Here is a 13,624-nt window from a genome sequence, read left to right on the forward strand (position 1 = left end):
TAATATTTAACTTGTTTTTTTATAGGAAAAGTAGTATCCTTAAATAGTATTGAACCATTGCTTGGCATGTCGAGTCACCGACGCATGCGAGGGAATTGGCGATTTATTAATTTTTTTAGGAGGTGAAAAGGATGGCGATTTCACAAGAGCGTAAAAACGAAATCATCAACCAATTTAAAGTTCATGAGAACGATACTGGTTCTGCTGAGGTTCAAATTGCAATCCTTACAGAGGATATTAATAATTTGAATGAACATTTACGTACACATAAGAAAGATCACCACTCACGTCGTGGACTTATGAAAATGGTAGGTAAACGTCGTAATCTACTTACTTATCTACGTAATAAAGATGTTCAACGTTATCGTGAACTGATTAACAAACTTGGTTTACGTCGTTAATGAAGTAGAAACATGCGAAGCGGGATTTATCCCGCTTTTTTGTTAGCAAAAAAAATTTCTATATTAGAACTCCCAAACTTGACCAGACAATATTTTTTAAGTTTGGTGAACAATACATATATACTAGTACTTCAAGGAAATAATTCTAATTAATTTTTAAATATGCGATAATAATGAAAGGAGTTTATACATGGCACAAGAAAAACAAATTTTCACCATGGATTGGGCAGGACGGAAGCTTTCCGTTGAAATTGGCCAATTAGCCAAACAAGCAAATGGAGCCGTACTTGTCCGTTATGGAGATACAGGTGTATTAAGCACAGCAACTGCTTCCAAAGAACCAAAAACAGTTGACTTTTTTCCGTTAACTGTAAACTATGAAGAAAGATTATATGCTGTAGGTAAGATTCCTGGAGGTTTTATTAAAAGGGAAGGTAGACCTAGTGAAAAAGCAATATTAGCAAGTAGACTAATCGACCGACCGATACGACCTTTATTTGCTGATGGTTTTCGTAATGAGGTTCAAGTAGTTAGTGTCGTAATGAGTGTTGACCAAGACTGTCCGACAGAAATGGCAGCGATGTTCGGGTCTTCTCTTGCATTATCAGTGTCAGATATTCCATTTGAGGGACCGATTGCAGGTGTTGTTGTTGGCCGTGTTGGTGGGGAATTTATTATCAATCCAACAGTCGAACAAATGGAAAAAAGCGATATGCATTTAACCGTTGCTGGTACAATTGATGCTATCAATATGGTGGAAGCGGGAGCAAATGAAGTTCCTGAGGAAATTATGCTAGAAGCAATCATGTTCGGACACGAGGAAATAAAGAAACTTATCACTTTCCAAGAAGAGATTGTAGCGAAAATTGGAAAAGAAAAAATGGAAATTACCCTTTATGAAATCGATCCGCAAATTGAATCCGAAGTTCGCGAGATGTGTGAAGAATCAATGATCTCTGCAATTCAAGTTCAAGAAAAGCACGCACGCGAAGATGCGATATCGGATGTTAAAAATAAAGTGATTTCCACTTTTGAGGAAAGAGAAAATATTGATGAAGCAACTTTGAAACAAGTGAAGAAAACGTTAGACAAATTAGTAAAAGGTGAAGTGCGTAGACTAATTACTGAAGATAAAGTGCGCCCTGATGGACGAAACATCGATGAAATACGACCATTATCGTCAGAAGTTGGCATTTTGCCTCGTACTCATGGTTCGGGTCTCTTTACTCGCGGGCAAACACAAGCCCTAAGTGTGTGTACATTAGGTGCTTTAGGTGATGTGCAAATTCTTGATGGATTAGGTATTGAAGAATCTAAGCGTTTTATGCATCATTATAATTTCCCACCATATAGCGTTGGTGAAACTGGGCCAATGCGTGGACCTGGCCGACGTGAAATTGGACATGGTGCACTAGGAGAACGTGCACTGGAACCTGTCATTCCTAATGAGCAAGAATTTCCATATACAATCCGTTTAGTTTCAGAAGTGTTAGAATCTAATGGATCCACGTCACAAGCCAGTATTTGTGGTAGTACCTTAGCAATGATGGATGCTGGTGTACCTATTAAATCTCCGGTTGCTGGAATTGCAATGGGTCTTGTTAAATCAGGTGAGCATTATTCTATTCTAACTGATATTCAAGGAATGGAAGATCATCTAGGTGATATGGATTTTAAAGTTGCTGGAACCGAAAATGGTGTAACTGCATTACAAATGGATATTAAAATTGAAGGACTCTCTAAGCAAATACTAGAAGAAGCATTACAACAAGCGAAGCGTGGAAGGATGCAAATTCTAAAATCTATGATGTCAACGATTTCGAAGCCTCGCACTGAGTTGTCCGTATATGCTCCAAAAATATTAACTATGTCGATAAATCCTGATAAGATTCGCGATGTTATCGGACCAAGTGGTAAACAAATAAATAAAATTATTGAAGAAACTGGCGTTAAAATTGATATTGAACAAGATGGTACAGTATTTATTTCATCCGCTAATGAAGAAATGAACAAAAAAGCGAAAAAAATCATTGAAGATATCGTTCGTGAAGTTGTAGTTGGCCAAGTTTACTTAGGAAAAGTAAAACGAATTGAAAAGTTTGGTGCATTTGTAGAAATTTTTAATGGTAAAGATGGTCTTGTTCACATTTCAGAACTAGCAGAAGAAAGAGTTAAAAAAGTGGAAGATGTTGTGAAAATCGGCGATGAAATCCTTGTAAAAGTAACGGAAGTTGACAATCAAGGAAGAGTTAACTTATCCCGAAAAGTTGTTTTAAAAGAACAAAAGGAAAAAGAACAACAAGCATAAATCTAAAAGTCAGGTTCTCCTGACTTTTTTCTTTCATATGATTCCAATAATGTTCTACCTTGTCCTTTCTTTTCATAAAGTATTGATGAAGGAGGTAGGTAGCAGTGAAAAATCTGAAAAGCTTGATTGGAATTATTTTGATTGCTATTCTAACTGTAGTACTAATTCAAAATCCATTATCCAACCAATATCTTACAAAATTAAAACAAGGTACATTATACATATATGCTGATCAAAATGATTTATACAATCAAATAGATTTAGCAGCTAAAGAGTATTCTAAAAAGCCTCAAGATGCGAAAATCGATAAAATTTGGAAGGCAATTCCGGGTTATAATGGTTTGAAGGTGGATACAAAAGCATCATATAAAAATATGAAAAAAGATCGTAAATTTGATAAAAATAAATTAATCTTTACACAAATTCCACCAAACGTACATTTACAAGATTTGCCTGCTAGTCCGATTTATAAGGGAAACCCCGAAAAACCCATGGTTAGCTTTTTAATTAATGTTGCGTGGGGAAATGAATATTTACCGAAAATGTTAGAAATATTAAAAAAATACAATATCCATGCCACCTTCTTTTTAGAAGGCAGATGGACACAGGAAAACCCAGAACTTGCTAAAATGATCGTTGAGGATGGTAATGAGGTGGGGAATCATTCCTTTACTCATCCAGATATGAAAATTCTCACATCAGACAGAATTCGTGAAGAGTTAATAAAAACGAATCAAGTCATTCAGGCAACTACGGGAAAACAAGTAAAATGGTTTGCCCCTCCAAGTGGGAGTTATCGTGATGAAGTAGTAGATATTGCTGATTCATTAGGGATGGGGACAATAATGTGGAGCGTCGATACAGTTGATTGGCAAAAACCATCACCAAGTACAATTGTTAATCGTGTTATGACGAAGGTGCATCCTGGCGCTCTTATACTCATGCATCCTACAGATTCAACTGCTAAAGCGTTAGAACAGCTCATTTTGGAAATAAAGAAAAAGCAATATCGAATTGGGTCAGTTACTAAGCTCTTGGATGAAGAAAGAGTCATAAAAAAATGATGATGGAAAAGAATAATATAAAAAGATAAAATAAAGTATTTGTCGAAATGTATGCTTTCCTAGTAAACGGTGTGGATTTCATCGATTAGGTATTGCAGCATGAATGAAGGAGGATTAATCGTGATCAGGAAATATACATGTCAAAATGGACTAAGAATCGTACTAGAAGAAATTCCAACCGTTCGTTCAGTAGCTATAGGAATATGGATTGGGACAGGGTCAAGAAATGAAACTTTGAAAAACAATGGGATTTCTCACTTTCTGGAGCATATGTTCTTTAAAGGAACAAAAACGAGAACAGCTCGGGAAATTGCTGAGGCATTCGACTCCATTGGTGGCCAAGTCAATGCATTTACATCAAAAGAATATACTTGCTATTATGCTAAGGTATTAGATAATCATACTCAATTTGCACTAGATACACTTGCAGATATGTTTTTTCATTCTACATTTGTGGAGGAAGAATTGGGGAAAGAAAAAAATGTTGTCTGTGAGGAAATTAAAATGTATGAAGATACACCAGATGACATCGTTCATGATCTTTTAAGCAAAGCAGTATATGGAAATCATCCGCTTGGATATCCGATTCTTGGAACTGAGGAAATTTTAGATACCTTTACTAGTCAGACATTACATGAATATATGCATGATATGTATACCCCTGATCGTGTAGTAATTTCAGTTGCTGGAAATGTCAATGAGAATTTTATTAAACAAATTGAAGCATTATTCGGAAATTACACAGGTGGAAATGATAACCGAAGTGAGATAGCTCCAGACTTTTATTCTAATCAAGTTGTCAAAAAGAAAGATACAGAACAAGCCCATTTATGTATCGGTTATGAAGGGCTGCCAATTGGTCATAAACAAATTTACGATTTAATTGTATTAAATAATATTTTAGGCGGTAGTATGTCATCACGACTTTTTCAAGAAGTTCGTGAACAACGTGGACTGGCATATTCCGTTTTCTCCTATCATTCTTCCTATAAAGATACGGGTATGGTAACAGTATATGCTGGAACAGGGGCAAACCAATTAGATCATTTATATGATACTATTCGTGAAACCTTGGATACCATCAAGACTGATGGAGTAACGGATAAGGAAGTAAGGAATTGCAAGGAACAACTAAAAGGAAGTTTAATGTTGGGCCTTGAAAGTACAAATAGCCGGATGAGTAGAAATGGGAAGAACGAGCTATTATTAGGTTACCATCGATCCTTAGATGAAATTGTAGAAGTAATTGACCAGGTAACAATGGAAAAAGTCAATTCGCTTTGTAATGAAATTTTTTCAAAGAAAAGTTCAATTTCATTAGTAAGCCCTAGCGGCAATCTTCCTAAAAATGCATAATAAAAATCCCCAAATGGGGATTTTTTAATTTCCTTGAAATAAGCATTCTAAAAACATAAAACGAGCTATACATTGGTAGTAGAAATATAAAAAAAGGGGGTTAAAGCATGCGATTAAGCGAGTTAAGTGGGAAGGAGATTGTGGATTTTAGAAAAGCACAAAGGTTAGGAGTACTAGGGCAAACAGATCTTGAAATTAATGAAAATACTGGACAAATTCAATCACTGATTATTCCAACGGGAAAATGGATGAAAAAACATGTTAATGAAATAAAGGTTCCATGGCAACAAATCCGAACAATTGGAACAGATATGATCATTTTAGAAGTTCCAAAATAAAAGAATATGTAATTGTATTTTACCTCGCATAAAAAGCGGGGTTTTTTGCTTTTTTTCCATCTAGCTAAGGCTCCTAGCGGCTAGTGGATTTCGACGTCTTCCCCCTACGTTAAGCGGGCACTCAACCTTTAAATTCCACTCATCCGTACACTAGAGCTGCAGCGCTTTCGCATATGTTCATTTATTAAAGAATTAAAATCAGATGAGAAAGAAATTTCACCGTTTACCCAATACCTACATACTATGTTTAAGGTATAAACCCAATCAACATTGAAGAAGGTGACGATATTGATGTTGACAGGACTGCAGATTGCTGTGATTGGTGGAGATGCACGTCAATTAGAAGTAATCCGAAAATTATCTGAGTTGGATGCAAAACTGTCATTAATCGGATTTGAACAATTAGATAACGTGTTCACTGGAGTTAGCAAAGAAAAAATAAATGATGTAGATTTTACAGAAATTGACGCAATAATTCTGCCTATTACTGGTACGGATTCAAACGGTTATGTAGAAATGATCTTTTCGGCTGAAACAGTTGAAATAACAGAAGAAATGCTTTTAAGGACCCCGTCCCATTGCACGATTTATACAGGTATTAAAAATGACTATTTAGAAGAAATCATGAAAAAAGTGAAAAGAAGGCTAGTTATGTTATTCGAAAGAGATGATGTTGCGATATATAATTCCATTCCTACAGTTGAGGGTACGATAATGATGGCAATTCAGCATACGGAATTTACCATTCATGGTTCCACTATAGCAGTACTTGGATTAGGTAGGGTGGGGATGAGTGTAGCAAGAGCTTTTCACCATCTTGGTGCAAAAGTAAGAGTTGGTGCAAGAAAAAGCGAGCATTTAGCTAGAATTACGGAAATGGGGCTTCAACCATTTCACTTAAGTGATATTGATAAAGAGGTAAGAGATATTGATATTTGTATCAATACGATTCCATATTTAATTGTAAATGCAGCTGTGATTCAAAAAATGCCAACCCATACTTTGATCATTGACTTGGCATCAAAGCCAGGCGGGACAGATTTTCGCTATGCTGAAAAACGCGGAATTAAGGCACTACTTGCTCCGAGTCTTCCTGGAATCGTAGCGCCAAAATCTGCAGGACAAATTTTAGGAAATGTATTAGCGCAATTACTGGAAGACGATGTATTAAAACGGAAGGAGAAAATAATATGAGTTTAGCTGGAAAACGGATAGGCTTTGGATTAACTGGATCGCATTGCACGTATGATGATGTGTATCCTGAAATAAAAAGATTAGTTGATTCTGGAGCAGAGGTTATCCCTGTTGTAACCTATACCGTAAAAAATACTGAAACACGTTTTGGTAGTGGGGAAGATTGGATTGAAAAAATTGAACAAGTAACTGGAAGAAAAGTAATTGATTCCATTGTGGATGCAGAACCATTAGGACCAAAACTCCCGCTTGATTGTATGGTTATCGCACCACTAACAGGAAATTCTATGAGTAAGATGGCAAATGCTCTTACTGATTCTCCAGTGCTTATGGCAGCAAAGGCAACACTTAGAAATCGCAATCCAGTTGTATTAGGAATTTCCACAAATGATGCACTTGGTTTAAATGGTGTAAATTTAATGAGACTTATGTCAACGAAATATATATATTTTATTCCATACGGTCAAGATGACCCGATTAATAAACCAAATTCAATGGTTGCCCAAATGACTTTATTACAAGAAACAGTTGAAGAGGCTATAAATGGCAGACAATTGCAACCAGTAATTATCGAAAGGTTCCGAAACAAATAACGATGAGTAAATCACCAAGATAGCTCGCCTATAGGCGAGTTTTCTATGAGCAGGAAAAATTAGTGCAAAAGTTTAAATTAATAAGTTATTTACCTATGCGTTACAATCCCTTTACTAATAAGATGAATGAGAGAAAATGATATATTAACGTGTGTTAATATGGTAAAATATATTCGTTATTTTCTTTAGCTAATAATATAAAATATCTGTATATAAATTGGAAGGAGAAAACAAAAAATGTCAATATCCACAGGGTATCATATGGCTGTTCTTGGAGCCACAGGTGCGGTTGGACAACAAATGATAAATACGTTGGAAAATAGCGAGATTCCTATTCGAAAAATATCTTTATTGTCATCTGCACGTTCAGCCGGAACTGTATTAAAATTCAGAGATGAAGATGTAGTAGTGGAAGAAGCGACACCGGAAAGTTTTAATGGAGTTGACATTGCCTTATTTAGTGCAGGTGGAAATATCTCTAAAATGTTTGCTCCCGAAGCAGTAAAACGTGGGGCAATTGTCATTGATAATACGAGTGCATATCGAATGGAAGAGGATGTTCCTTTGATAGTTCCAGAAGTTAATGAGGAAGATCTAAAACTTCATAAAGGTATTATTGCGAATCCGAACTGTTCAACTATTCAAATGGTAGTGGCATTAGAACCTATCCGCAAGAAATTTGGCTTAGGTAAAATAATTGTGTCGACCTATCAAGCAGTTTCAGGTTCTGGAACCGCGGCTATCCAAGAATTACATGAACAAACAAAGGCAATTATTCAAGGTGAATCATTTGAGCCTCAAGTATTGCCTGTTAAGAGCGATAAAAAACATTACCAGATTGCTTTTAATGCAGTTCCTCAAATTGATAAATTTATGGAAAATGGTTTTACTTTTGAGGAAGTAAAAATGATGAACGAAACGAAAAAAATAATGCATATGCCTGAATTGAAAGTCGCTGCTACTTGTGTTCGTCTCCCGGTTGAAACGAGCCACTCGGAGTCAGTTTATTTTGAGGTGGAAAAGGCTGGATTAACAGCGAATAACATTCAAGAAGTACTAGATGCGGCAGATGGAATTATTTTAGAAGATAATCCTAGTGAGCAAATTTATCCAATGCCTGCAAATGCTGTTGGAAAAAAGGAAGTATTTGTAGGTAGAATTAGAAAGGATTTAGATGAAGACCATGGTTTTCATATGTGGGTTGTATCGGATAATTTATTGAAAGGTGCTGCCTGGAATTCCGTTCAAATCGCTGAAAGCCTTATTAAGCTTCGTCTAGTTTAATCTTGCATTAATAATTTATTGCCTCATCATAAATACGAAATTTTTAACATATAGAGGTGTTAGAATGAAGTTAATTGTGCAGAAATTTGGGGGTACATCTGTACGCGATAGAGAAGGACGAAAACAAGCGATAAAACATATTGGAAATGCATTGCAGGATGGTTTTAAGGTAGTAGTGGTTGTTTCTGCAATGGGAAGAAATGGCGATCCATATGCGACAGATACACTACTCTCACTTGTTCGGAATCCAAAAATGTTAATCAATAAAAGAGAGCAAGATTTACTTCTATCATGTGGAGAGGTTATTTCAAGCTTAGTATTTACGAATATGCTTCTAGAAGAAGATATTAATGCAACTGCCTTAACTGGATCCCAGGCAGGGTTTAGAACGAACTCTGAGCATACAAATGCAAAAATTATCGATATGAAATGCGAAAGAATTTTAAAAGAACTCGAAACAAATGATGTTGTAGTTGTGGCTGGTTTCCAGGGTTCTGCAAAAAACGGTGATGTAACAACGATTGGTAGAGGTGGCAGTGATACATCTGCGGCTGCCCTTGGCGGAGCATTAAAAGCTGAGTGGATTGATATTTTCACAGATGTAGAGGGAATCATGACTGCGGATCCAAGAATTGCTGAAAATGCAAGGAAATTACCTGTTGTTACTTATACGGAAGTATGTAACATGGCCTATCAAGGGGCAAAGGTGATTCATCCGCGTGCTGTTGAAATTGCAATGCAAGCGAAGGTTCCTATTAGGATTCGCTCGACTTATTCTGATAATCTTGGAACATTAGTAACCTCTTTAAATAAGCAATCAAGAGGGACAGATATTCGTGAAAGGCCAGTGACTGGTATTGCCTATGTATCCAATGTTGCACAGATCAAGGTATATGCCAAGGAAGGTCAATATGATCTTCAATCAGAGGTTTTTAAGGCGATGGCTAACGAAAATATAAGCGTGGATTTCATTAATATTTCCCCTACTGGTGTTATTTACACTGTCGCGGAAGATGCTATTGAGAAAGCTGCTTCTGTTCTAGAACAAATGGGACACAGACCTGAAATTGAAAAAGGCTGTGCAAAAGTTTCTGTTGTTGGCGCGGGAATGAATGGTGTGCCAGGTGTCACCTTCAAAATTGTTTCAGCATTATCTGAAAAAGGTATTAGAATCTTGCAATCAGCTGACAGTCATACAACAATTTGGGTACTAGTCAAAGAAAATGATTTAGTTGATGCGGTTAATGCTTTACATGATGCATTTAATCTACAAGAAGAAACATTTGAAATAATTATTTAGATACAAAGAAAAGCGGAAGCGCCTTGCACATCGGCGTACGGATGAGTGAAATTTGCAGTTTAATTTCACCTGAGTAGTCTTCGACTGAGATAAAGGAAACACAGGCGAGGTAGTTCACGAGTTATTGAAAATTGAACTACCATTTTCACCGAGTGAAATTTGTACTCCCAATTTAACCTGATGTTGACTTATCGTAGGGAGGAGACGTAGAAATCCGCTAGCCGATAGGCGCTATTGAAATTGAAGTACAAATTTCACCTGGAGCGAGACAGAGTCTACATTAGCTAAATAATTAATTTTAATAATATAATGATACTTACTTTTCATACAAGACAAATAAATTTCCTCGTATTAATACAATTTTCAAATATGCTTGGAATAAAAGAAGGAGTGTTTAATATGAGTCGTTTCGGTAGAATTTCTACTGCTATGGTTACTCCATTTGATGCAAAAGGGAATATTGATTTTCAAAAAACAACACAACTTGTGGAGTATCTAATAGAAAATGGATCAGATTCCCTTGTTGTTGCAGGAACAACTGGTGAATCTCCTACACTTTCAACAGAAGAAAAGCTCGCTTTATTCAGTCATGTTGTAAAAACGGTAAATGGTCGTGTTCCTGTTATTGCCGGGACAGGAAGTAATAACACTTATGCATCGGTCGAATTAACGAAAAAAGCAGAAGAAGTAGGTGTAGATGCTGTTTTACTAGTTGCGCCTTATTATAATAAACCTAATCAAATTGGGCTTTTTGAACATTTCCGAACGATTGCAGAGGCGACTAAATTGCCTATTATGCTTTACAATGTTCCTGGACGTACAGTTATAAATCTACAACCTGAAACAGTTGTTAAACTTTCCGATATTCCTAATATTGTAGCAATCAAGGAAGCTAGTGGAAATTTAGATGCAATCACTGAAATTATTGCAAATACAAATGAAGATTTTGAATTATACAGTGGGGATGACGGACTTACTATTCCTGTATTAGCAATCGGTGGAAAAGGTGTTGTCTCCGTTGCATCTCATATTATTGGGAATGAAATGCAAGAAATGATTGGATCATTCTTAAACGGCTCCCATGAGGCAGCTGCAAAACAGCATCAGAAACTTCTTCCATTAATGAGAGGATTATTTGATGCACCTAGTCCCGGACCTGTTAAGACTGCTCTACAACTTAAGGGCTTAAATGTAGGGTCTGTTAGATTACCGCTAGTACCATTAACAGAACAAGAGCGTTCAAAGTTAATAAGCTTATTAAATAATTTATAGACAAAGGAAGGGCGTGTATCTTAGCCCTTCCTTTTTTATTCTAAAATAATGAAATATAATAAATCTAAAAATACAAATGTTTAAGAAAGTTATCATTTTTTATATAATTACCTTAAATTCTGAAAAAAATGGTAATATAATAAGCATATAGACTTTTAGGTAGAAAGGGATTGAATGATGATTTTAATGTATTTTTTAGCATACATAGTTGGGAATATATTAACTGCACATATTGTAGGGAAAGTTTTTTATAAGAAAAATATTTTCACTGAGGGAAGTGGAAATCCAGGCGCTAAAAATGCCGGCAGATCTTTTGGCAAAACAGGATTCTTGCTTGTATTAATTTGTGATATGTTAAAAGCTGTTTTCATATGTTGGCTTGCAGACTATTTGAAAATGAATTTTTTTCAGCAATCAATCGTTCTGCTATTTGTCATATTAGGTCATATGTACCCGGTATTATATAAATTCAAAGGTGGGAAAGGGATAGCATCCTTTCTTGGAGGGATTCTTTATATTTCGCCACTGGCAACATTGTGTCTTGTCATCACCTTTTTAATTAGCTACCCTTTCACAAAGTCTTTTACAAATTCAGGGTTAGTCGGAATTGGATTAGCACCGATTTTCACTTTTATTATTTACCATAATATGTATGCAAGTATTACCCTCTTCTTAATTATTATTTTAATAATTTTAAAACATAAAGTAAGGCACTTTTCTTAAACTTTGCTGTTTTATTAATCTAAAGCATTATTAATTTACATAATCACCTATAGAATGGATATCTTTTTTAAAGCAAGATGTACAGAACCAACAGATTTTGGATTTTTCACAAAGAATGAAATACAAATTTAAAGAGAAAAGCATAACAAGTAGGAGAGTAATGATGGGGGATAGGACATGAACTATACGATTAAAATTGCAAGAACAGCCCAAGAATTTAACGAGATTTTTCAATTGAACTATGAAACTTTTGTAGAAGAAATTCCGCAGCATAATGAAAACACGGAAAAAATATTAATTGATAAGTTCCATGATGAAAATGAATATATCATTTGTAAAGTGGCTGATGAAATTATCGGTATGATGGCCATCAGGGATATTCGGCCGTTTTCATTGGACCATAAGCTAGGGAAAATTGAAAACCACTTAGGATTGCCATTTAAAAAACCATGTGAAATTCGACTTTTGAGTGTCAAACAAAAATTTAGGAATGGTCGAGTATTTGCTTCATTAACAGGAGCCTTGATCCGCTACTGTTTATATGTTGGTTATGATATTGCTTTTATTTCTGGAACTACGAGACAATCGAAACTATATAAGCATCTAGGGTTTGAACCATTTGCACATCTTGTTGGTAATGATGATGCACTATTTCAACCAATGTATTTGACAAAGGGAATGTTTTACCAAAAAGAACATTTAATATCTATGTCTAAAGTAAATTCTTTTCTCCCTGGGCCAGTTAAGGTAGATAATAATATTCAATCGATCTTTTTATCACAGCCCGATTGGCATCGTTCCCAGGAGCATAGGCAAATTGCCGAAAATGTTTTTTCAAAATTAAAAAATCTGACAAATACAAAACATGTTGCCGTATTTACAGGTACAGGTACGGTAGCCAATGATGCTATTTCTTCACAGCTTGCATCGTTAAGTACAAAAGGGTTAATATTATCGAATGGTGAATTTGGTGAACGGTTAGTAGATCATGCAAAGCGATTTGGACTTTCTTTCGACAAGCTTGCATATGAATGGGGAGCAGCATTTGATACAAAGGAAATAAGAGAATTATGTAAACTTCATCAATATGATTGGATATGGTTTGTTCATTGTGAAACTTCGACAGGTATGATGAATGATTTCGATTCTATTCAAGATATTTGTGAGGAATATTCTGTGAAAATTTGCGTGGATGCTATTAGTTCGATCGGTGCAGTACCGGTAAATTTTGAAAAAATATATTTGGCATCAGGTGTTTCCGGTAAAGCGATTGGTGCAATAACAGGTCTTTCCTTTGTCCTTTTCAATGAATTGGAAGAGAGCTCTAATTCGGTCCCACGTTATCTAGACATAATGTATTATCAGAAGTGTGAAGGAATCCCATTTACACAAAATTCATATTTATTCAAAGCATTAGATTTAGCATTAGATAAACAATTTGAAACTACTTATTTTGTTCAAAAAACCGCAACGTTTTCTTATTGTTTCGATTCTTTAAAGGATCAAGGGTTTACCTTTGTTGTGGAAAAAAATCTATCCTCTCCTTGTGTCATTACTATTGAATTTCCAGAAGAAGTGAAGGCGATGGATATTGGGCTAGATCTATTTTTAAATGGTTTCCAAGTACATTTTCGAAATCACTATTTAATTAAAAATAATTGGATTCAAATCGCATTAATGGATACGAACGAAAACATCGAAACGATTGATGGGCTTTTACAAACATTGCGAAACTTATTTAAGGAAAATTTAGAAATGGAAACAATGAAATAATACGATAAAATTGAATTT

General features: G+C 35.4%; 12 protein-coding genes. All 12 read left to right on the plus strand.

The window, feature by feature from the left end; translation table 11 throughout:
* Window positions 1–131: 131 nt before the first annotated feature.
* Window positions 132–401, plus strand: a complete 270-nt coding sequence (gene rpsO, locus AC3WJF_RS01080) for a 30S ribosomal protein S15 (protein ID WP_055740368.1) — start codon at window positions 132–134, stop codon at window positions 399–401.
* Between the two features lie 190 nt (window positions 402–591).
* Complete coding sequence (gene pnp / locus AC3WJF_RS01085) at window positions 592–2,709, plus strand: polyribonucleotide nucleotidyltransferase (protein ID WP_492449238.1); 2,118 nt, start codon at window positions 592–594, stop codon at window positions 2,707–2,709.
* 104 nt (window positions 2,710–2,813) lie between these two features.
* Window positions 2,814–3,773, plus strand: a complete 960-nt coding sequence (locus AC3WJF_RS01090; protein ID WP_492449239.1) for a polysaccharide deacetylase family protein — start codon at window positions 2,814–2,816, stop codon at window positions 3,771–3,773.
* A gap of 120 nt (window positions 3,774–3,893) precedes the next feature.
* A complete protein-coding gene (locus AC3WJF_RS01095; protein WP_492449240.1) occupies window positions 3,894–5,129 on the plus strand; it encodes a M16 family metallopeptidase in 1,236 nt (411 codons plus the stop codon).
* A gap of 107 nt (window positions 5,130–5,236) precedes the next feature.
* Window positions 5,237–5,467: a YlmC/YmxH family sporulation protein gene (locus AC3WJF_RS01100; RefSeq protein ID WP_492449241.1), complete on the plus strand. Its 231-nt coding sequence runs from the start codon at window positions 5,237–5,239 to the stop codon at window positions 5,465–5,467.
* 291 nt (window positions 5,468–5,758) lie between these two features.
* Complete coding sequence (dpaA, locus tag AC3WJF_RS01105) at window positions 5,759–6,661, plus strand: dipicolinic acid synthetase subunit A (protein WP_492449293.1); 903 nt, start codon at window positions 5,759–5,761, stop codon at window positions 6,659–6,661.
* Window positions 6,658–7,254, plus strand: coding sequence for a dipicolinate synthase subunit B (dpaB, locus tag AC3WJF_RS01110; RefSeq protein ID WP_492449242.1), 597 nt, complete (start codon window positions 6,658–6,660; stop codon window positions 7,252–7,254). The genes dpaA and dpaB overlap by 4 nt, the downstream gene beginning before the upstream one ends.
* A 237-nt stretch (window positions 7,255–7,491) precedes the next feature.
* Complete coding sequence (gene asd, locus AC3WJF_RS01115) at window positions 7,492–8,538, plus strand: aspartate-semialdehyde dehydrogenase (RefSeq protein ID WP_492449243.1); 1,047 nt, start codon at window positions 7,492–7,494, stop codon at window positions 8,536–8,538.
* Window positions 8,539–8,602: 64 nt separating this feature from the next.
* On the plus strand, window positions 8,603–9,838 hold the full coding sequence (gene dapG / locus AC3WJF_RS01120) for an aspartate kinase (protein ID WP_492449244.1): 1,236 nt from the start codon (window positions 8,603–8,605) through the stop codon (window positions 9,836–9,838).
* Between the two features lie 399 nt (window positions 9,839–10,237).
* Window positions 10,238–11,110 carry a 4-hydroxy-tetrahydrodipicolinate synthase gene (dapA, locus tag AC3WJF_RS01125; protein WP_492449245.1) on the plus strand — a complete coding sequence of 291 codons (873 nt, stop codon included), beginning with the start codon at window positions 10,238–10,240 and terminating at the stop codon, window positions 11,108–11,110.
* Window positions 11,111–11,284: 174 nt separating this feature from the next.
* Window positions 11,285–11,833, plus strand: coding sequence for a glycerol-3-phosphate acyltransferase (locus tag AC3WJF_RS01130; protein ID WP_492449246.1), 549 nt, complete (start codon window positions 11,285–11,287; stop codon window positions 11,831–11,833).
* A 177-nt stretch (window positions 11,834–12,010) separates the two neighbouring features.
* Window positions 12,011–13,606: an aminotransferase class V-fold PLP-dependent enzyme gene (locus tag AC3WJF_RS01135; RefSeq protein WP_492449247.1), complete on the plus strand. Its 1,596-nt coding sequence runs from the start codon at window positions 12,011–12,013 to the stop codon at window positions 13,604–13,606.
* Window positions 13,607–13,624: the final 18 nt, after the last annotated feature.

Source organism: Heyndrickxia sp. FW510-T9 (genome assembly GCF_058781025.1).

Excerpts from the sequence above, each read along its gene's own strand:
- rpsO (WP_055740368.1), top strand. The coding sequence starts at position 132 with ATGGCGATTTCACAAGAGCGTAAAAACGAAATCATCAACCAATTTAAA.
- pnp (WP_492449238.1), top strand. The coding sequence starts at position 592 with ATGGCACAAGAAAAACAAATTTTCACCATGGATTGGGCAGGACGGAAG.
- AC3WJF_RS01100 (WP_492449241.1), top strand. The coding sequence starts at position 5,237 with ATGCGATTAAGCGAGTTAAGTGGGAAGGAGATTGTGGATTTTAGAAAA.
- dpaA (WP_492449293.1), top strand. The coding sequence starts at position 5,759 with ATGTTGACAGGACTGCAGATTGCTGTGATTGGTGGAGATGCACGTCAA.
- dpaB (WP_492449242.1), top strand. The coding sequence starts at position 6,658 with ATGAGTTTAGCTGGAAAACGGATAGGCTTTGGATTAACTGGATCGCAT.
- asd (WP_492449243.1), top strand. The coding sequence starts at position 7,492 with ATGTCAATATCCACAGGGTATCATATGGCTGTTCTTGGAGCCACAGGT.
- dapG (WP_492449244.1), top strand. The coding sequence starts at position 8,603 with ATGAAGTTAATTGTGCAGAAATTTGGGGGTACATCTGTACGCGATAGA.
- dapA (WP_492449245.1), top strand. The coding sequence starts at position 10,238 with ATGAGTCGTTTCGGTAGAATTTCTACTGCTATGGTTACTCCATTTGAT.
- AC3WJF_RS01130 (WP_492449246.1), top strand. The coding sequence starts at position 11,285 with ATGATGATTTTAATGTATTTTTTAGCATACATAGTTGGGAATATATTA.
- AC3WJF_RS01135 (WP_492449247.1), top strand. The coding sequence starts at position 12,011 with ATGAACTATACGATTAAAATTGCAAGAACAGCCCAAGAATTTAACGAG.